This is a genomic window from Streptomyces sp. NPDC022910, assembly GCF_055561075.1.
This window is the reverse complement of the sequence record NZ_JBVHHL010000028.1, coordinates 76,287-94,719: the sequence shown is the minus strand read 5'-3', so window position 1 is coordinate 94,719 and position 18,433 is coordinate 76,287. Positions and strand designations below refer to the sequence as shown.

The window sequence follows — 18,433 nt, the reverse complement described above, 5'->3', positions numbered from 1 at the left end:
GCCCTAGGTTCCTGAACATGGCTCTGGCAACGCGGACGGACCGACGGCCGTCCATGGCACGCACCGTGTGGGACTCGACCGTCGGCAAGAAGACAGTGATGGCGGTCAGCGGCCTGATCATGCTGCTGTATCTGATTGCCCACCTGATCGGAAACCTGAAGATCTTCTTCGGGGCAGGTGAGTTCAACCACTACGCGCACTGGCTGCGCACCGTCGGCGAACCGTTCATGCATTATGAGTGGACGCTCTGGCTCATCCGGATCGTGCTCGTCGTCGCCGTCGTCGCCCACGCCGTCTCCGCGTACCAGCTCAGCCGCCGCGACATCAAGGCGCGCCCCAGCAAGTACGTACACAAGAAGCCGCAGGCGAATTACGCCACCCGCACCATGCGGTGGGGCGGCATCATCCTCGGCCTGTTCATCGTCTGGCACATCCTCGACCTGACCACCGGCACCGTGCACTCGGGCGGCTTCCAGGAGGGCCACCCGTACCAGAACGTCGTGGACACCTTCTCCACCTGGTACGGAAACGTCATCTACATCGTCGCGATGCTCGCCCTCGGCCTGCACATCCGGCACGGCTTCTGGAGCGCCGCCCAGACCCTGGGCGCCGGCAGCCGCACCCGCGACCGCGCCCTGAAGACCACCGCCAATGCCCTTGCGCTGCTGCTCACGGCGGGGTTCATCACCCTGCCCGTGGGCGTCATGACCGGAGTGGTGAGCTGACATGACTGCTTCCGCCGAATACACGTACTACCCGACCGGCGAGCCGGTCCTCGACACCAAGGCCCCGTCCGGCCCGATCAACGAGCGCTGGGACAAGCGCCGCTTCGAGGCCAAGCTGGTCAACCCCGCCAACCGACGCAAGCACACGATCATCGTCGTCGGCACCGGCCTCGCGGGCGGCGCCGCGGGCGCCACCCTCGCCGAACAGGGCTACCACGTCGTCCAGTTCTGCTACCAGGACTCCCCGCGCCGTGCCCACTCGATCGCCGCGCAGGGCGGCATCAACGCCGCGAAGAACTACCGCAACGACGGCGACTCCATCCACCGCCTCTTCTACGACACCGTCAAGGGCGGCGACTTCCGGGCGCGCGAGTCCAACGTCCACCGCCTTGCCCAGATCTCCGTCGAGATCATCGACCAGTGCGTGGCGCAGGGCGTGCCCTTCGCGCGCGAGTACGGCGGTCTGCTCGACACCCGCTCCTTCGGCGGCGTCCAGGTCTCCCGCACCTTCTACGCCCGCGGCCAGACGGGCCAGCAGCTGCTCCTCGGCGCCTACCAGGCGCTGTCGCGGCAGATCGCGGCGGGCAATGTGGAGATGCACCCGCGCACCGAGATGCTCGACCTGGTCGTCGTCGACGGGCGGGCGCGCGGCATCGTGGCCCGGGACCTGATCACCGGCAAGATCGACACGTACTTCGCGGACGCCGTCGTACTCGCCAGCGGCGGTTACGGCAACGTCTTCTACCTGTCGACGAACGCCATGAACTCCAACGCCACCGCGATCTGGCGGGCGCACCGGCGCGGCGCGTACTTCGCCAACCCCTGCTTCACGCAGATCCACCCCACCTGCATCCCGCGCACCGGCGACCACCAGTCCAAGCTGACCCTGATGAGCGAGTCGCTGCGCAACGACGGCCGGATCTGGGTGCCGAAGGCCAAGGGCGACGACCGGCCGCCGAACCAGATCCCCGAGGACGAGCGCGACTACTACCTGGAGCGCATCTACCCGTCCTTCGGCAACCTCGTGCCCCGCGACATCGCCTCCCGCGCCGCCAAGAACGTCTGCGACGAGGGTCGCGGCGTCGGCCCCGGCGGCCAGGGCGTCTACCTCGACTTCGCCGACGCGATCAAGCGCATGGGCCGCAAGAAGGTCGAGGAGAAGTACGGCAACCTCTTCGACATGTACGAGCGGATCACCGCGGAGAACCCGTACGAGGTGCCGATGCGGATCTACCCCGCCGTGCACTACACGATGGGCGGCCTGTGGGTCGACTACGACCTGCAGACCACCATCCCGGGCCTGTTCGCGATCGGCGAGGCCAACTTCTCCGACCACGGCGCGAACCGCCTCGGCGCCTCCGCACTGATGCAGGGCCTCGCCGACGGCTACTTCGTCCTCCCGTCGACGATCAACGACTACCTCGCCCGCAACCCGCACCAGGACGAGGTCACGCTCCAACACCCCGCCGTCCAGGAAGTACTGGCCGAAACCGAGGACCGGCTGAACCTGCTGCTGTCGGTCGACGGCGACCGCACCCCCGACTCCTTCCACCGCGAGGTCGGCGAACTCATGTGGGAGTTCTGCGGTATGGCGCGTACGGACGCGGGCCTGCGCAAGGCCCTGGAGCGCATCCCCCAGATCCGCGAGGAGTTCTGGAGGCGCATCAAGGTTCCGGGCACCGGCGAGGAGTTCAACCAGTCGCTGGAGAAGGCCAACCGCGTCGTGGACTACCTGGAGCTCGCCGAGCTGATGTGCCTCGACGCGCTGCACCGCAGCGAGTCCTGCGGCGGTCACTTCCGCGAGGAGTCCCAGACCGCCGACGGTGAGGCCGCCCGCAAGGACGACGAGTTCTCCTACGCGGCCGCCTGGGAGTTCACGGGCACCGGCGAGGCGCCCACCCTGCACAAGGAAGACCTGGTCTTCGAGTACGTCCACCCCACTCAGCGGAGCTACGCATGAAGCTCACCCTGCGCGTCTGGCGGCAGAAGAACGCCGACACCGAAGGCGCCATGTCCACGTACGAGGTGGACGGAATCTCGTCCGACATGTCCTTCCTGGAGATGTTGGACACCCTCAACGAGGAGCTCATCCTCAAGGGCGAGGACCCCGTCGCCTTCGACCACGACTGCCGCGAGGGCATCTGCGGCGCGTGCTCGCTGGTCATCAACGGGGACGCGCACGGGCCCGAGCGCACCACCACCTGCCAGCTGCACATGAGGTCCTTCAAGGACGGCGACACGATCGACATCGAGCCCTGGCGGGCCTCGGCCTTCCCGGTGATCAAGGACCTGGTCGTGGACCGCTCGGCCTTCGACCGGATCATCCAGGCCGGCGGCTACATCACGGCCCCGACCGGCGCGGCGCCCGAGGCCCATGCCACGCCCGTGCCGAAGGCGGACGCGGACTTCGCGTTCGAGCACGCCGAGTGCATCGGCTGCGGTGCCTGCGTGGCGGCCTGCCCGAACGGCGCGGCGATGCTGTTCACCTCCGCGAAGATCAACCACCTCAACGTCCTGCCGCAGGGCGCGCCCGAGCGCGAGACCCGCGTGCTGGACATGGTGGCGCAGATGGACGAGGAGGGCTTCGGCGGCTGCACGCTCACCGGTGAGTGCGCCACGGCGTGCCCGAAGGGCATCCCGCTCGTCTCCATCACGAACATGAACAAGGAGTGGCTGCGCGCGACCCGCAAGACGGGCCGCCGCTAGCACAAAGGAGGGCCGGCGCCGCTTGGACGGGGCGGCGCCGGCCGCACGCCGTTCGCCGGCAGGGTGCGGACGGGCGGGACCGGGAGTGGTGCTCAAACCCGGTCCCGCCAGCGGCCCGCGGCGACGTCACCCCTGGCATTCAACATTCCCACATCCCGTCTCCTGGCAGCGGTCACTCGTACGCCAACCGGCATCGGGAGAACAGGAGCGCGCAGACCGCACCGACACGGTCTGCCGACGCACCGCCGAACCGGCCCGTGACCAGGAGAGAGCCATGACCGGCGTTTCCGCCCTCGCCAGCCCCCCACCGCCCGTGGCACCGCCCCGCTACACCGTCACCCTCGCTCGTGACGAGGCCGACGTCCGGGCGGCGCAGCGGCTGCGCCACGATGTCTTCGCCGGGGAGATGGGCGCCCTCCTGTCCACCCCGCAGCCAGGGCTCGACATCGACGCCTTCGACACGTACTGCGACCACCTGCTCGTCCGCGACACGGTGACCGACCAGGTCGTGGGCACCTACCGGCTGCTCCCTCCCGAGCGCGCCGCGATCGCCGGGCGACTGTACTCGGAGAGCGAGTTCGACCTCGGTCCGCTCGCCGGGATCCGCTCCGGGCTCGTCGAGGTCGGCCGCTCCTGCGTGCACCCCGACCACCGCGACGGCGCGGTCATCGGGCTGATCTGGGCGGGGATAGCCCGCTATATGGTCGACGGCGGCCACGAGTGGCTGGCCGGCTGCTGCTCCCTGCCGCTCGCCGACGGTGGCGCGCTCGCGACGGGCACCTGGGAGCGGGTGCGGACCAAGCACCTGGCGCCCGAGGAGTACCGCGTACGACCGCTGCTGCCCTGGCGCCCCGCCGCCCAGGCCCCGGCCGGGCACACGGAGCTGCCGCCGCTGCTGCGCGGCTACCTGCGCCTGGGCGCCTGGGTCTGCGGGGAGCCCGCGCACGACCCGGACTTCGGTGTCGCCGACCTGTACGTCCTGCTGTCGATGCGCCGGGTCAATCCGCGCTATCTGCGGCACTTCCTCTCGCTCGTCCCGGCGTGATGAACGCGTCCCGGATCGGTGTGAGGGACGTGTCCCGTCCCGGTATGACACTGCGCCCGCGCCGCCGCACACCGGTGTTCGCGAGCCCGGGCGCGGCCGTGTCGGCGCTCCCCGCCGCCCCGCCGGTGACCGAACCGCGGCGCGTCGGCGCCGGGCCGGAGGCCGCCACCCCGGCGAGCGCCTGGCTGCCGAGCGCACCGTGCTCGCCGCGGTCCTGCGTGGATGCCACGGCGTCGGCGGCCGCCGCACCGCGCGCCGTGCTGCGGCTGGCGAGCGTTCTGACCCTGCTCCTGGCCGGGATCGCGCTCCTCCCGGTCATCCGCCGGTTCTCCGTCGCCCCGCGCGAGCGGATCATCAGGACCTGGTCCCGAACGGTCGTGCGCGCCGCGGGCGTTCGGGTGCGGATCACAGGCGCCGCTCCGCAGCACGGCGGTCTTCTCATGGTCGCCAACCACATCTCCTGGCTGGACGTCCCCCTGCTCGCCGCCGTCCGGCCCGGCCGGATGCTCGCCAAGACCGAGATCCGGCAGTGGCCGGTGGCCGGCGCGCTGACCGCACGCAGCGGTGCCCTCTTCATCGACCGGGACCGGCTGCGGGCGCTGCCCGACACGGTCGCCCGCGTCGCGGACGGCCTGCGCGCCGGGTCGGCCGTCGTGGTCTTCCCCGAGGGAAGCACATGGTGCGGCCGGGCACAGGGGCACTTCCGGCGGGCCGCCTTCCAGGCGGCGCTGGACGCGGGCGTCCCCGTCCAGCCGATCCGTCTCCACTACCGGCTCGACGGGGGCCCGGCCAGCACCGCGCCCGCGTTCGTGGGCAGCGACTCACTGCTGACCTCGGTGTGGCGGGTCGTGTCGGCGCGCCCGCTCGTCGCGGATGTCCGGATCACCCCGGTGCTCGCGCCGGACACCGGGACCGACCGACGGGCCCTGGCGCTGGCCGCCCAGCGGGCCCTGGAGCTGCCGGAGAGCGAGCACCCCGGACATCTCTGACGTACCGTCCACGAGCCGGTTCGGTGGATCCGGCCGCCGCCCTCGCGGACGGCGGCCGGAGGCGGTCTTCCCGCCGTCGGACGGGCACCGCCGCGTAGAGCAGATGGCGTGCGAGAGGCCCGACCGACGTTCGCGAAGCCCGAAGCGGCAGGCTCCTCTTGCCCTTCTTCCGATCATTGCTACGGTTCACCGGTGTCCGAATCTTCACGCGATACGGCCGAGGGCGCCGGCTGGGATGCCGGGGAACGCGGCGACTACCGGGAATTGATGCCGCGCCAGGTCGAAAAGCTCTCCTGGCTCAACCCGAAGACACTCTGGGCGGCCCGCAACGGCGTGCTGGCCTCCTGGTTCGGGGATCCCACCGGCGGCACCCGAAGCCGCTGGGTGCAGCAGCAGGAGGCGGCAGGCGCGCCCACCGACAAGGTGATCCGGCGGGGCGATGCGGACCGCTTCTCGTTCATGGTCATCGGTGACACGGGCGAGGGAGACGACTCCCAATACGCTGTGGTGCCCGGCCTCCTGAAGATCAGTCAGGAGACGGATTTCGCGGTGATAGCCAGCGACGTCATCTACCCGGTGGGGGCCACCGCCGACTACGGCACCAAGTTCTTCCGCCCCTACCAGGGCTATCAAGCGCCCATCTACGCCATACCCGGCAACCACGACTGGTACGAGGACCTTCACGGGTTCATGCGCGTCTTCTGCGATGCCGCGCCGCTCGCCCCGGCCCCCGCACCGCGGCCGCTGACCCGAGCCCGACTGCGCTCCTCGCTGTGGCACAACCCGAGCAGATTCGACGAGCAAGGGCTCACCGAGGCACGGAAGTTGCGTTCCGCTCCTGCCCAGCAGGCCGTCCAGCCCGGCCCGTACTGGGCGATCGACGCCGGACGTGTCCGCATCATCGGAATCGACACCGGGCTGCTCGGCACCGTCGACGCCGAGCAGGGCCGCTGGCTGCGGGAGGTCTCCCGAGGACCCCGCCCCAAGATCCTGGTCACCGGCTCCCCCCTTTACGTGGACGGTGAACACCACCCCTGTCCCATCGAGGGCGGCGGCACCGTCGACGACATCGTCCGCGACCCGGACCACCACTACGTCGCGGCGATAGGCGGCGACATCCACAACTACCAGCGCTATCCGGTGGACGTGGACGGCCGCACGATCCAGTACGTCGTCTCCGGCGGCGGCGGCGCGTTCATGCACGCCACCCACACCATCCCGCGCGTGTCGATCGCGAACGTCACCGAGAAGGAGTTCCGCTGCTATCCGTTGCGCGGCGACTCCCTGGCCTTCTACAGCAGGCTCTACGGCCACCGGCTGCGCCTGCGCCGCTTCTTCACCCTGACCGAGGCGCAGGCGACCGCCGTCGTGGCCGAGCGCCTCGGCATCCCCACGACCCGCGCCCAGGGCACCCCGGCCCGGGTCACCCTGCGCACCCGGCTGGTCGCCGGTCTGCTGGGCGCGGGAGGCCGACCCGACCGGACCTCGCGTTTCCGCCTGCCCGTACGCAAGGTCTACACGCGGCTCTTCTCTCCGGGTTCGGCGACCTACAGCCCGCCGTTCTTCAAGAGCTTCCTGCGCCTGGACGTCACCGGGGAGGCGGTCCGGCTGCGGTGCTTCGCGGCGACCGGCAATCTGCGCCAGGAACTCGACCCGCCCGTCGAGGACGAGGTGACCATCCCGCTGGTGTAAGAGGTCCCTGCGGCTCCCCTGGCCGATCCGGTTCGGCCTGTCGGTGCGCTCCCGCCACCCCGCCCTACGACAGGCCGCCGGCCGCGCACGCCCTTGCGTGAGAACCATTGTTCTCATACCGTGGCAACACGCGGAGAACGGTCGTTCTCCAGACGGCCCCCATCTGACGGAGACGCCATGACAGACGCATCACGCCCCCCGTTCCCGCCTTTCACCCGGGAGACCGCCGAGGGAAAGGTGCGGCTGGCGGAGGACGGCTGGAACACCCGCGACCCGGAAAAGGTCGCACTCGCGTACACGGTCGACTCCCGCTGGCGAAACCGCGCGGAGTTCGTCAACGGCCGCGACGAGATCGTCGCCTTCCTCACCCGCAAGTGGCGGCGGGAGCTGGAATACCGGCTCATCAAGGAACTGTGGGCCTTCGACGGTGACCGCATCGCCGTGCGCTTCGCGTATGAGTGCCACGACGACTCGGGCAACTGGTTCCGCTCCTATGGCAACGAGAACTGGGAGTTCGACGCCAACGGCCTGATGCGCCGGCGTCACGCGAGCATCAACGACCTCCCCATCAAGGAGTCGGAGCGTCTGTACCACTGGCCGCTGGGTCGCCGGCCCGACGATCATCCGGGCCTGAGCGACCTGGGCCTGTGACCGCCCGTCGACCGGCTGCCGCCGCCCGGTGTCCGCTCAGGAACTCGTTGCCCAGTCGCCCAGTCCGGCCACCCGAGCCAGTCGCCGGTACGAGTCCACGAGCGCCGTACGGTCGTACGTACTGGTCGTGACGAGCACCTCCTGCGCCCCTGTCTCCTTGAGCAGGCTCTCCAACTCGTGGGCGACCTGCTCCTCGGTTCCGGCGATGTGACCGACGAGCCCGGCCTCGTAGTAACCGCGCTCCTTGGCGCTCATCTGCAGGGACTCCACATGCTCGGCGGTCGGCAGGGGCGGGAAGGTGCCATGGGAGCGCGCGTACGCCATCGACCAGGCTTCGGAGAGCAGGATGCGGCCTGCGTCCCGCGGGGTGTCGGCGACCGCGACGGTGCCGGAGACGACGACGTACGGCTCTCTCGCCCACGCGGAGGGCCGGAACATCTCCCGGTAGCGCTCGATCCCGCGCAGCATCTTCTCCCGGTTCCGCAGGTCTCCGATGACCATGGGCAGCCCGGCGCGGGCGGCGATCGCGGCGCCCTCGCCCATGGCCAGCACGAAGGGCGGCACGGACAGGCCCTCCGCAGGGCGCGCGTGGGCGCCGGTGGGAGAGGTGCCGCGGAACCACGCCAGCAGCTCGGCCAGCTGGCCGGCGAAGTCGTCGGCGTCGTCCTTGTCCCGGCCGAGTGCCCGGCGCACCCCGTCGGTGAAGCCGACGGAACGACCGAGACCCATGTCGATCCGCCCCGGGAAGAGCGCCTCCAGCACGCCGAACTGCTCGGCCACGACGAGGGGTTGGTGATTGGGCAGCATCACACCGCCCGTCCCCACGCGTATGGTCCGGGTCGCCGCCGCGACGGCCGCGGCCAGCACCGTGGGTGCGGAGCCGGCGACACCGGGTACGCCGTGGTGCTCGGAGACCCAGAACCGGTGGTAGCCGAGCCCTTCGACCTCCTGGGCCAGCCGCACGGTGTCCCGGAGGGCCTGGGTCCCCTCATGGCCCTCGCGGGTGCGCGAGCGGTCCAGTACGGAGAAGCGGGTTTCTGCGATCGCTGAGCTCACAACGACTTCAACGCCCGGAAGAACGTGTGATTCCCGGCTCCCGCGTCCTCAGCCGTCGGTGACGTTCGCGGTGAGGAGACGGAGGAGCTGTTTGGTCATGGCGTCCTGCTCGGGAGTCAGTCCCATGGCGTCGCCGATGGCGAGGGGAACGGTGCGCGCCTGATCCCGCAGCCGGGCTCCGGCGTCGGTGAGGCGGATGGCGACGGAGCGTTCGTCCTCCGGGCGGCGCTCGCGGAGCAGGAGGCCGTTCGTCTCCAGGCGCTTGAGGAGCGGGGAGAGGGTGCTGGATTCCAGCTGCAGGGCCTGGCCGAGGTCGCGCACGGAGATCGAGTCCTGCTCCCAGAGCACGAGCATCACCAGGTACTGGGGATAGGTGAGGCCGAGTTCGTCGAGCAGGGGCCGGTAGCGGGCGGTGACCGCACGGGAGGCCGCGTACAGGGCGAAGCAGAGCTGGTCGTCCAGCAGGAGGGAACCCCCCTGGGCCGGTTCGGCCGCCGGTCCGCTCATGGCATCGCTCCTCGGTCCTGTGGTTTGCATGGCGATCTCCAGCCTAGCTTTTGCGTCTCTTCCTATTCTATCGAGGGCTAATTAGTTGTGCACGACTCAATCGAGCGCTACTCTCTCTGGTGTGCCGCCGCCCCCGGGAAAACCCCGGTGGAGCCTGCCCGCGGCACCGGATCCAAGGAGATCGCCATGACCGACACCACCGGTTCCCGCCCCGTCCTCGAGCCCGCCGCCCAGGCCTTCGCCGAGGCCACCGCCAACCCGCCCTATCTCTTCGACCTCGGCCCGGCGGAAGGTCGCAAGACCGTCGACGAGGTGCAGTCCGGCGAGATCGAGAAGCCCGCCGTGGACGAGGAGTGGATCACCGTGCCGGGAGGTCCCACCGGCGAGGTCCGGGCCCGCATCGTCCGTCCGGCAGGAGCCGAGGGCGTCCTGCCCGTTGTCGTCTACATCCACGGCGCCGGCTGGGTCTTCGGCAACGCCCACACCCACGACCGCCTCGTCCGTGAACTCGCCGTGGGTACCGGCGCTGCGGTCGTCTTCCCCGAGTACGACCTCTCGCCCGAGGCCCGCTACCCCGTCGCCATTGAACAGAACTACGCCGTCGCCCGCTGGATCGTGACCGACGGCGCCGACCACTACCTGGACCCGACCCGCATCGCGGTGGCCGGCGATTCCGTCGGCGGCAACATGACCGCCGCCCTGACCCTGATGGCCAAGGAGCGCGGCGACGTCCCGCTGGTGCAGCAGGTCCTCTTCTACCCGGTCACCGACGCCTCCTTCGACACCGGCTCCTACCACCAGTTCGCCGAGGGCTACTTCCTGCGCCGCGACGCCATGCAGTGGTTCTGGGACCAGTACACGACCGACGAGAGGGAGCGCGCCGAGATCACCGCGTCCCCGCTGCGCGCCACCACCGAGCAACTGCGCGGCCTGCCCCCGGCCCTCGTGATCACCGGCGAGGCGGACGTCCTGCGCGACGAGGGCGAGGCCTACGCCAACAAGCTGCGCGAGGCCGGTGTCCCGGTCACCGCCGTCCGCTACCAGGGCATCATCCATGACTTCGTGATGCTCAATGCCCTGCGCGAGACGTATGCGGCCGGGGCCGCCATCAGCCAGGCGGTGGACACCCTGCGCACGGCGCTCGGCACGGCCTGACCGTCGTCGCCCGCCGTGGGCCCCGGCCGGCCTGGGCCCACGGCGAGGTTCTCCTTGAAGGGGTCATTCACGCATGGCTGGAGGCCATGATCAGCCAAGAGCCGGCCATACGAGAGGACGAGTGCTGCAGGTGTCTGAAAGCTGCAAGGCAACGCTGACGGGGCAATGGCAGCAGCGTTGGCCCGACTGCGATCCGGTCGGGCATATGCTCCGTGGTCCGTACTGCAACGTATGGGTGCGTTTCCACAGCCTGCCGGAGTCGAAGCGGTATGCGGAGGACGAGAGCGAATTCGCCGTTGTAGGCCGATCTGTCGGCCGTGGCGGAGGCGGCGAGCACCGGCGGGCCACATGCGGTACGGGCGGATCGTGGTCCGCTCCCCGCGGCCCGCCTTCCGCCAGTGGCTGCCTCGCACCGGCTGACTCGCCGGCGGCGGGGCCGGGGCCGCCACTCCTAAGGGATCCCGCCGCCGTCGGCGCGTGCCCCGGTTCAGCCCACGTGGACCCGCGGCCGCCGCTTGCGGTCCGGCTCCGCCTCGCGCAGCACCTCCCGTGTCACCGGTGCCACCTCTCCCTGGCCGAAGAGGAAGAAACGCAGGAAGTTGGTGAAGGGGCTGCCCTCGGTCCATTCGAAGTAGATGTGCGGAATGCACCCCGTCATGTCGCGGGCGTGGAGCATGAGCGCGGCCAGGGCGTTGGGGATCGAGGACGACTCCAGCGTCAGGACACGGTAGCGGCCGTGGAGTACCTCGCCGCGTACGGTCAGACCCGCCTCGAACTCCGAGGGGTCGCCCACCGTCACCTCCACGAAGACGAAGTCCTCCTGCGGCGTGATGTCGTTGTCGGCGCGTATCTGCTCGATCTTGGCGCGGTATTCGGCGCTGTCACGGCTGTCGGGTTCGTTGGCGATGAACCGGATCTTCCGGCTGGCGATGTCCCGGACGAATCGTTCCGCCATGTCGTCCAGGGCAACGCTGGTCACGCGCAGCTCGAATGACCGGGCGAGCCGGGACAGCAGCGACACCAGGATGATGCCGGCGATGAAGCAGGCGCCGATCTTCACGCCGTCCGGCCGCTCGATGACATTGACGACCGTCGTGTAGAGGAAGACGGCCGAGATCACCGCGAACGCGATGGTCCAGTTGTGCTGTCCGGCCTTGCGGGCGGCGATGGTCACGGCGATCGCCGCGGAGCTGATCAGCACCAGCACCCCGGTGGCGTAGGCGCCGCCCTGGGCGTCGACGTTGGCGTCGAAGATCCAGGTGACCAGGAAGGCGACCAGGGTGAAAACGATGACCATGGGCCGCACGGCGCGGGCCCAGTGCGGGGCCATGCCGTAGCGGGGCAGGTAGCGGGGCATCAGGTTGAGCAGCCCGGCCATTGCGGAGGCGCCCGCGAACCACAGGATCGCGATCGTCGAGACGTCGTAGACCGTACCGAAGGCGTTGCCCAGGTACTCGTGCGCCAGATAGGCCAGCGCGCGGCCGTTGGCCTGCCCGCCCGTCTGGAACTCCTTCTTTGGGATCAGCAGGGTGGTGATGAAGCTGGTGGTGATCAGAAACCCGCTCATGATGACCGCGGCGGTGGTCAGCAGCTTCTTGGTGCCCCGGATCCGGCCGGTCGGCTTCTCCTCGGTGTCGTCCGGGTCGCCCTGCACGTGGGGCATGACGGCGACGCCGGTCTCGAAGCCGGACAGGCCGAGCGCCAGTTTCGGGAAGACGATCAGCGCGACGCCGATCATGACGAAGACGTTTCCGTGCTCGGTGGTCAGGGCGCCGCTCCAGTCAGTCACCACGTGACCGGCGGTGGCCACATGCCACAGGCCCACGACGACCACCACGGCGTTGAGCACCAGGTACGCACCGACCAGGGCGACCGCGACACCGATCGCCTCGAGGAAGCCCTTGAGGAACACCGCGCCCAGCAGGGCGACGAGAAGCAGGGTGATGACCATCTGATGACCGTGCAGCGTGCTGGTCAGATGCGGGTTCTCCACCAGGTGGGTGGAGGCGTCGGCGGCCGAGAGGGTGATGGTGATCAGGAAGTCGGTGGCGGCGAAGCCCAGCAGGGTCAGGACGAAGAGCTTGCCCTGCCAGAAGGAGAGCAGTCGCTCCAGCATCGCGATGGAGCCTTCGCCGTGCGGGCTCTCCTCGGCCACCCGCCGGTAGACCGGCAGAGCGCCGGCCAGGGTGACGATCACGAGGACGATGGTGGCGATGGGGGAGAGCAGCCCGGCGGCCAGGGCGGCGATGCCGGGCTGGTAGCCGAGGGTCGAGAAGTAGTCGACGCCGGTCAGGCACATCACCCGCCACCAGCGCTGGCCCTTGTGCGGGGGTTCGGATTCGGCGTCGGGACCCTCAGTGGAGCCCTTGCCCATGTCGGACAGCCCCTCCAGCATCCACGCCCGCAACCGGCTCGCAGGTGGGTGTTCGGTGGTGGCCATGGGCGTGCTCTCCTGAATGCGGCTCGGTGCGGATTTCGGCCATCACACGGACGGCCGCACCAGCGTATGCGGAGAGTGACGCCTGGGCCCACGAATGTGCCGAGCCGTCGCGTCAAGCTTCCGTTAAGAACGGCCGGGCCGCATCAATGTCGCATCAGACCGCTGTCAGCGATGCATCAAAAAGCAAGGCAGGAACCAGTACGGGTGTTGCGGCACGGCTGGAGGACCGGCGGACCGGCGGACCGGCGGCGAACACTGAGCGTCATGGAGGGCGTGGTCGCCTCCGGTGGCGGAGCCGACGGTTCCCTCACACACCTCTCGGTGCCTGCCGCAGTTCTGGCCCAGCCGTGACCGGAGAAGGCGAGGCACGCCGGGTCACCCCAGCCGCCATGGATCCACGCCGCGTCGGGGCGGGTGCGGCAGGGACGAAGGGGGCGGGGGAGCGCCCGTCGTACGCTCGCCCCGCCCCCGGTCCGCCTTACGAGCCCGGAGCCAAGACTCCGAGATCACAGCGCGGATCGGTGGCCGTAGCATCGGCGCGACGAGTCGCGCCCCGCACCAGGTTCACGCGCGTCGGCCCGAAGAGGGCCGACGCCCGTCGTGAGGTGCCTTCGGTGGCCTAGGCGGCACCGTCCTGCGGGGCGGTGGTCCGAAGGACGAAGTCACGGACCGCGCCCGCGAACAGCTCCGGCTCCTCGATGTGCCCCATGTGCCCGCTGTGCTCCAGCACCAGCAGCTGCGAGTCGGGGATCAGCTCGTTCAGTTCGAGCGCCCACCGAGGCCCGCAGATCACGTCGTGCCTGCCCACGACGACCAGAGCCGGTGGCTCCAGTTCCTTGAGGGCGGCGCGATCGTCGATGACATCGGGCGCGAGGTCCTCGTCCAGACCTGAGATGTACGTGGCCCGGATCGCGTCCCGGATCGGGGCCAGCCGCTCCTCGTTGCCCCAATACTCGGCGAAGTACGACGGCAGCACACCGCGTGCGACCGCCACGGTCTGCTCGTCGCTGGAGATGCTGGACATCGCGCCGAACGAGGCCAGCACATCGGGCAGTCCGGGATGGCCGGCGTGCTTCGCGGCGAACTCCTCCACCCTGCGGCCCGCTTCCTCGCCGTGTTCGGGACCGGTGACGGGCGCGCCTTCGTACAGCACGACGCCGGCCAGCCGCTCGGGGCGGTGCGCGGCGTGGTAGGCGGCCACGAACGCGCCGTGCGAATGCCCCAGCAGGTGCACCTTGGGTGCACCGAGCCGGTTGATCAGTGTCTCCAGGAAGCGGCTGTACCTCTCCCGGGTGTAACCGTGCGGGTGCGAGGGGAGGCGGCCGTCCTCGGCGGTGCCGATGGGCTCGACGTAGACCATCGTCAGGTGCTCTTCGAGGGCGGGCATGCGCAGGTAGTCCCAGTAGATGCCGGGACCGCCCGAGTGTGCCACGCACACCGGGCCGCTGCCGTGGACGTGATAGCGCTGGACGATTCCGCCCGTCTGGTAGGAGTGGGTTCCGGGGGAGAGGGGGTCGGTGCCGGATACCGGGCCGTCGATGTGTGCGGTGGATGTGTTCATCGGGATCTCCGCGGGTCTGCATGTGTCTGTGACACAGGCAAGACGCTCCGGGAGTCGAGAAGTCCTGTCGTCGGAATGTGATCTGTGTCATGTTGCCGGGGTGGTGTGGCAGGGGCCTGGACTCAGGCCGCGGCAGGAGCGGGGGCGGCCTTGGGGTGTGGTGTGTGGTAGAGGGAGACCCGGTCGAAGCGGCCGCCGTCCAGCGACATGATCCAGGCGACACCGGGCGGGCAGTGGTCCGGGTCGTCAGGCGGGTTGATCAGTTCCATCTCCCAGACGACCAGGGACCGGCCGGCCACCACGTGCAGGGGGCGCTGGCGCACGCCGGCTGAGAGGTCGCAGTCCATCCCCGTCAGCAGGAGGTGGACTCCACCGAGCCGCTGGCCTCCGGTCAGCAGCGAGACCCCGGGGGAGTAGCGGTCCTTGACCACCTTGCCGAACTCGCCGCGCTCGGCGGCCGCAAGTGTCTCGTGCGCCTCCTGCCAGCTGGCTTGGGTACGGCGTGTCGCGTCCTCGTGTGCCGCGGCCGCGGTGGCGGTGAGAGCCTGGGCGAGGGCGCCACGTGCCTGGCTCAGCCGGCTGCGCACGGTGCTGACGGGAACCGCGCAGGCTTCGGCTATCTGCTGGTACGAGGTGATCCCGGTGGAGAAGTAGCGCAGGACGAGCGGCAGGCGCAGGGTCGGGGACAACGCCTCGACGGCTTCCCAGGTCCAGTCCCGTAGCGCGTGGCTCTGCAGGACCTGCTCGGGCGTGGCGCCGTCCGACGGCAGCGGCACCGACTCCATGGGCTCGACCCGTCGGGAGGCGCGCAGCAGCGTCCGGGAGCTGTTGCGTACGACCATACGCAGCCATGGCCCCACGACTTCCGGATCGCGGACGTCCACGATCCGGCGCAGCGCCACCAGAGCCGCCTCCTGCATGACGTCGTCCACGTCCGGGCCCGGCCCCAGCAGGCTGAGCGCCACCGCACGCATCCCGGGCCGGTGACGCTCCAGCAGCAGGGCCAGAGCCGATACATCGCCCGCCTGCGCGGCCCGTGTCAGTGCCGCGTCCTCCGCCGGCCCGCTGTCCCCCGACATCCCGGTCATACCTTGTCCTCCCGGCCACGACACCTGTCTTCTTTCGACCCTAACCGCTCCGAGGCACATGGTGGCCGGAGCGAGCGGACCTGACGTCGGCAGAGCGGGCCGTGTGCGTGGTGTCAAGGTACGTGTGGCCGGTCGGCCGGCTGTATGCGCCGACCGGCCCGGCCACGACGGGCTGGACGGCGCCTGGCCCGAACGGGACCTCAGTACCAGGGGTTGACCTGTTGGCCTCCTGTTCCGCCTTCTCGGCGACTTCAGTCGAAGCCCTGACGTCCGCCTACCCGTTCTCGGTCCGCTTCCTCCCTGGAACACGGGGTGTACGGCGAGGTCAGGCCGGTCGGCTGTGGTGGGTGGAGCGGCCGCCCTCATGTCGGGGAAGAGCATGAGGACGACCGCCCCGTCCTGCGGCCAGGCCAGCCAATGAACACCCTGGTCGCAGGAGTTCTTCTCCGGGGTAACGGGGTTGGAGCCGTGGCAGTTTCACGTCCGCAGCTACCGAACCTGCCATCCCTTCCACGAGCCTCACACTGCCGCTCGGCGAGGACCCGATGGCCGGTCCGGGGGCCGCCGTGTGGGCCATGGCCGCGGTCGTGAGCACCCACCGACAGGCGCTGTCGGAGCCCTCGTGGACGTGCTCCCGTGCGATCCGCAGCGCACGGTGGTTCTGAAGAGCATGGGCTCCTGGGCCGACGGCCATGACGGCTCGGGCGAGGACGGTGGATGCTTCCTGGGAGACGGATGGCCGGTCGGGCGCGGCACGGGGGCGTTGTGGTCGGGGGTGTTGGACGCGAGGCGGCCGTGTCAAGCCTTCGGTCGTGCGGCTGCGAGGCCGGTGGGGTGTCGCGTGCCGCCGGAGGTTCCGTTCAAGGACCGCTCGACGGGCACCGTAGTACCGGCGGCTCGGCGACCGTTCTTCAGGGATTGTCACTGTCGAACGGGTGGTGGAGTGTCCCTCCTGATCAGTCGGAGTGCGCCCGGGGCTCCTGGAGCAGGTCCGCGGTGGCGACGTCCCAGTCGATTTCGGCGAGTTCGTGACCGGCGGGAACGAGCTCATAGGTGTACTCCAGTCGCTCCGCGAGCGGGGGCACGGGCAGCTCGAACAGGGCCGCCATGTCCCCGGAGGTCAGCTGAAGCCACGAGGTGGCCCGGTCCTCCGAGTGCGACGGCCAGATGTGGATGTCACCGATGCCGCTCACCGAGTACAACCCTTGGTGGAGGAGGTCGCGGCCGATCCGCCACAGGACACGCGGGCCGCCCTCGATGAGGAGCTCGCCGGCGGCGAGGTCGGCGATGCGGCGTTCCTGCCACGTCAGTTCGGCGAGCTGTGCGGACGTGGTGCGCGTGGCCAGGCCCGACGCCCTCAGTTCGGCCCGGGCGCGCTCGGTCCAGGTGGGTGCGCCGAGCCGTTCGAAGGTTTCTGCGGCCAGGGTCAGTGAGTGCCGTGCTGCCTTGGGGCCTTGGGTGTGGCGTTGGTGGATGCCGTGGGCGAGTTGGATGCGGGCGAGTTCGAAGGGGAAGTGGGGGGGGCGGCGGGGTGGGTTTCGGCGCGGTTGTACATGGCGTCGGCTTCGGTGGGGTTGGTGGTGGTCATGGCGAGGGCGCCGTAGGTGATGAGGGCGACTGGGCCGACCGAGGGCTGTGCCGGACGCAGCCGGACCGGATGTTCGCCGAAGGCACCGCCCAGAACGAGGCCAAGGCCTGTGCGTCGACTGCCCGGTGCGGCTCGACTGTCTTGCCTGCGCCCTGGACCACGGCGAGGACTACGGCGTCTGGGGCGGGATGACCGAGCGGGAGCGCCGCGCGCCGCTGCGCCGCCGTTCGGCCGTGACGTCGTGGGCGGAGATCTTCCGGGGGGGCCGGACGAGGAGCCCTGAAGCGCGCCGACTCCGGGAACGAGCCGTCCCGACTCCGCCGCGTCCGCCTGCCCGGAACCGTGCCGCTGCCCCCTTCGGCGGTTGCCCGACGCCCAGGGGCGAGGAGGAGAAACAGGAGGCATCCGGCACGGACACGGCTCGGCAGGTCGTGGAATGAGTGAACGGCTGCGGGACGCAGCCTTAATACCGCCGCCGCACACACCGATGGCCCTCGGGAACACATGGACACATGTGTTCCCGAGGGCCATCGGTGTGTCAGGACGCTCCGAGGCCGTTCAGCAGGGTGTCGACGACGACGTCCGCCGCCTGTGCGGGGCTCAGTTCGGGCAGCTGCCGGGACACGAGGTGCATGAGCTGGGGCAGCAGCGCGCTCGCCCAGCCCTGTGGCTGTTGCCGGCGCAGGAGGCCTTCGTCGGTGGCGCGTTCGAGGAAGGCGTCGACCTCGGCGATACAGGCGTCGCGGCGGGCGTGGACGCTGTTGTCGGCGAGCATGCGGGTGAGGTCGACGGGCCAGGTGCGGTTGACGGCGATGATGTTCTCGACGTAGCGGTGCAGGGCGACGGCGACGGGTGCCTCGCGCAGTCGGGCGTCCTTGATGGCGTGCTCGATGGCCGTGAGGCGGGCTTCGTAGATGGCCGCGAGGAGTTCTTCGCGGGAGGCGAAGCGCCGGTAGACGGTGCGCCGGTCCACGCCTGCCTCGGCGGCGATGCTCGCGATGCTCGCGCCGGGATCGGCGGCGAGCATGCGTGCTCCGGTGGTCAGGACGGCTTCCAGATTGCGCGCTGCGTCGGCTCTCACCGCACCGAGTCTAGTGGCGGAATGTGAAGCCTGAGACATCTATCGCCTCTCAGAAGTAGAATCCTCCCCACTAAGTGCTACAGTAAAGTGACAGATAGGCATAGGTAGTGCCAGACCGCTGAGTCTCATCGTCTAACGGCGGTCGGCAC

General features: G+C 69.9%; 16 protein-coding genes and 1 pseudogene. 9 read left to right on the top strand and 8 right to left on the bottom strand.

The window, feature by feature from the left end; genetic code table 11:
• Positions 1 to 53 precede the first annotated feature (53 nt).
• The 7 genes from ACZ3TS_RS25295 to ACZ3TS_RS25265 all read left to right on the top strand — a co-directional run bounded on the left by ACZ3TS_RS25295 (position 54) and on the right by ACZ3TS_RS25265 (position 7,808).
• Positions 54 to 725 carry a succinate dehydrogenase gene (locus ACZ3TS_RS25295; protein ID WP_467621896.1) on the top strand — a complete coding sequence of 224 codons (672 nt, stop codon included), beginning with the start codon at positions 54 to 56 and terminating at the stop codon, positions 723 to 725.
• A 1-nt stretch (position 726) separates the two neighbouring features.
• Positions 727 to 2,685, top strand: a complete 1,959-nt coding sequence (locus tag ACZ3TS_RS25290) for a fumarate reductase/succinate dehydrogenase flavoprotein subunit (protein WP_467621848.1) — start codon at positions 727 to 729, stop codon at positions 2,683 to 2,685.
• Positions 2,682 to 3,431, top strand: a complete 750-nt coding sequence (locus ACZ3TS_RS25285; RefSeq protein WP_467621845.1) for a succinate dehydrogenase/fumarate reductase iron-sulfur subunit — start codon at positions 2,682 to 2,684, stop codon at positions 3,429 to 3,431. The genes ACZ3TS_RS25290 and ACZ3TS_RS25285 overlap by 4 nt, the downstream gene beginning before the upstream one ends.
• Before the next feature lie 274 nt (positions 3,432 to 3,705).
• Positions 3,706 to 4,476: a GNAT family N-acetyltransferase gene (locus ACZ3TS_RS25280; protein WP_467621842.1), complete on the top strand. Its 771-nt coding sequence runs from the start codon at positions 3,706 to 3,708 to the stop codon at positions 4,474 to 4,476.
• Between the two features lie 44 nt (positions 4,477 to 4,520).
• Positions 4,521 to 5,465 carry a lysophospholipid acyltransferase family protein gene (locus ACZ3TS_RS25275; RefSeq protein ID WP_467621839.1) on the top strand — a complete coding sequence of 315 codons (945 nt, stop codon included), beginning with the start codon at positions 4,521 to 4,523 and terminating at the stop codon, positions 5,463 to 5,465.
• A 192-nt stretch (positions 5,466 to 5,657) separates the two neighbouring features.
• Positions 5,658 to 7,157 carry a metallophosphoesterase family protein gene (locus tag ACZ3TS_RS25270; protein WP_467621836.1) on the top strand — a complete coding sequence of 500 codons (1,500 nt, stop codon included), beginning with the start codon at positions 5,658 to 5,660 and terminating at the stop codon, positions 7,155 to 7,157.
• Positions 7,158 to 7,334: 177 nt separating this feature from the next.
• Positions 7,335 to 7,808, top strand: coding sequence for a nuclear transport factor 2 family protein (locus tag ACZ3TS_RS25265; protein ID WP_467621833.1), 474 nt, complete (start codon positions 7,335 to 7,337; stop codon positions 7,806 to 7,808).
• Between the two features lie 36 nt (positions 7,809 to 7,844).
• Here ACZ3TS_RS25265 and ACZ3TS_RS25260 read toward each other — a convergent pair whose 3' ends face one another.
• Positions 7,845 to 8,864 (bottom strand): LLM class flavin-dependent oxidoreductase, encoded by a 1,020-nt coding sequence (locus ACZ3TS_RS25260; RefSeq protein ID WP_467621830.1) that lies wholly within the window; start codon positions 8,862 to 8,864, stop codon positions 7,845 to 7,847.
• 48 nt (positions 8,865 to 8,912) lie between these two features.
• Positions 8,913 to 9,371 carry a MarR family winged helix-turn-helix transcriptional regulator gene (locus tag ACZ3TS_RS25255; protein ID WP_467621828.1) on the bottom strand — a complete coding sequence of 153 codons (459 nt, stop codon included), beginning with the start codon at positions 9,369 to 9,371 and terminating at the stop codon, positions 8,913 to 8,915.
• 186 nt (positions 9,372 to 9,557) lie between these two features.
• On the opposite strand from ACZ3TS_RS25255, the gene ACZ3TS_RS25250 reads away from it, so the two are divergent.
• Positions 9,558 to 10,526 carry an alpha/beta hydrolase gene (locus ACZ3TS_RS25250; protein WP_467621825.1) on the top strand — a complete coding sequence of 323 codons (969 nt, stop codon included), beginning with the start codon at positions 9,558 to 9,560 and terminating at the stop codon, positions 10,524 to 10,526.
• Positions 10,527 to 11,013: 487 nt separating this feature from the next.
• Here ACZ3TS_RS25250 and ACZ3TS_RS25245 read toward each other — a convergent pair whose 3' ends face one another.
• From ACZ3TS_RS25245 to ACZ3TS_RS25225, 5 genes and pseudogenes are all read right to left on the bottom strand, one after another.
• Positions 11,014 to 12,966: an APC family permease gene (locus ACZ3TS_RS25245; protein WP_467621822.1), complete on the bottom strand. Its 1,953-nt coding sequence runs from the start codon at positions 12,964 to 12,966 to the stop codon at positions 11,014 to 11,016.
• Between the two features lie 619 nt (positions 12,967 to 13,585).
• Positions 13,586 to 14,527 carry an alpha/beta fold hydrolase gene (locus ACZ3TS_RS25240; protein WP_467621819.1) on the bottom strand — a complete coding sequence of 314 codons (942 nt, stop codon included), beginning with the start codon at positions 14,525 to 14,527 and terminating at the stop codon, positions 13,586 to 13,588.
• Positions 14,528 to 14,649: 122 nt separating this feature from the next.
• Positions 14,650 to 15,615 carry an RNA polymerase sigma factor gene (locus tag ACZ3TS_RS25235; protein ID WP_467621816.1) on the bottom strand — a complete coding sequence of 322 codons (966 nt, stop codon included), beginning with the start codon at positions 15,613 to 15,615 and terminating at the stop codon, positions 14,650 to 14,652.
• A gap of 956 nt (positions 15,616 to 16,571) precedes the next feature.
• The gene (locus ACZ3TS_RS25230; RefSeq protein ID WP_467621894.1) at positions 16,572 to 16,874 is read right to left on the bottom strand and encodes an SsgA family sporulation/cell division regulator; all 303 of its coding nucleotides are present in this window, start codon (positions 16,872 to 16,874) and stop codon (positions 16,572 to 16,574) included.
• A gap of 3 nt (positions 16,875 to 16,877) precedes the next feature.
• Positions 16,878 to 17,236: pseudogene (locus tag ACZ3TS_RS25225) on the bottom strand (helix-turn-helix transcriptional regulator); the annotation flags it as partial.
• Between the two features lie 14 nt (positions 17,237 to 17,250).
• Here ACZ3TS_RS25225 and ACZ3TS_RS25220 point away from each other — a divergent pair.
• The gene (locus ACZ3TS_RS25220) at positions 17,251 to 17,643 is read left to right on the top strand and encodes a WhiB family transcriptional regulator (RefSeq protein WP_467621891.1); all 393 of its coding nucleotides are present in this window, start codon (positions 17,251 to 17,253) and stop codon (positions 17,641 to 17,643) included.
• A 98-nt stretch (positions 17,644 to 17,741) separates the two neighbouring features.
• On the opposite strand, the gene ACZ3TS_RS25215 is transcribed toward ACZ3TS_RS25220, so the two are convergent.
• On the bottom strand, positions 17,742 to 18,230 hold the full coding sequence (locus tag ACZ3TS_RS25215; protein ID WP_467621888.1) for a TetR/AcrR family transcriptional regulator: 489 nt from the start codon (positions 18,228 to 18,230) through the stop codon (positions 17,742 to 17,744).
• Between the last annotated feature and the right edge of the window lie 203 nt (positions 18,231 to 18,433).

Excerpts from the sequence above, each read along its gene's own strand:
- ACZ3TS_RS25295 (WP_467621896.1), top strand. The coding sequence starts at position 54 with ATGGCACGCACCGTGTGGGACTCGACCGTCGGCAAGAAGACAGTGATG.
- ACZ3TS_RS25290 (WP_467621848.1), top strand. The coding sequence starts at position 727 with ATGACTGCTTCCGCCGAATACACGTACTACCCGACCGGCGAGCCGGTC.
- ACZ3TS_RS25285 (WP_467621845.1), top strand. The coding sequence starts at position 2,682 with ATGAAGCTCACCCTGCGCGTCTGGCGGCAGAAGAACGCCGACACCGAA.
- ACZ3TS_RS25280 (WP_467621842.1), top strand. The coding sequence starts at position 3,706 with ATGACCGGCGTTTCCGCCCTCGCCAGCCCCCCACCGCCCGTGGCACCG.
- ACZ3TS_RS25275 (WP_467621839.1), top strand. The coding sequence starts at position 4,521 with ATGACACTGCGCCCGCGCCGCCGCACACCGGTGTTCGCGAGCCCGGGC.
- ACZ3TS_RS25265 (WP_467621833.1), top strand. The coding sequence starts at position 7,335 with ATGACAGACGCATCACGCCCCCCGTTCCCGCCTTTCACCCGGGAGACC.
- ACZ3TS_RS25255 (WP_467621828.1), bottom strand. The coding sequence starts at position 9,371 with ATGAGCGGACCGGCGGCCGAACCGGCCCAGGGGGGTTCCCTCCTGCTG.
- ACZ3TS_RS25250 (WP_467621825.1), top strand. The coding sequence starts at position 9,558 with ATGACCGACACCACCGGTTCCCGCCCCGTCCTCGAGCCCGCCGCCCAG.
- ACZ3TS_RS25245 (WP_467621822.1), bottom strand. The coding sequence starts at position 12,966 with ATGGCCACCACCGAACACCCACCTGCGAGCCGGTTGCGGGCGTGGATG.
- ACZ3TS_RS25240 (WP_467621819.1), bottom strand. The coding sequence starts at position 14,527 with ATGAACACATCCACCGCACACATCGACGGCCCGGTATCCGGCACCGAC.
- ACZ3TS_RS25235 (WP_467621816.1), bottom strand. The coding sequence starts at position 15,615 with ATGACCGGGATGTCGGGGGACAGCGGGCCGGCGGAGGACGCGGCACTG.
- ACZ3TS_RS25215 (WP_467621888.1), bottom strand. The coding sequence starts at position 18,230 with ATGCTCGCCGCCGATCCCGGCGCGAGCATCGCGAGCATCGCCGCCGAG.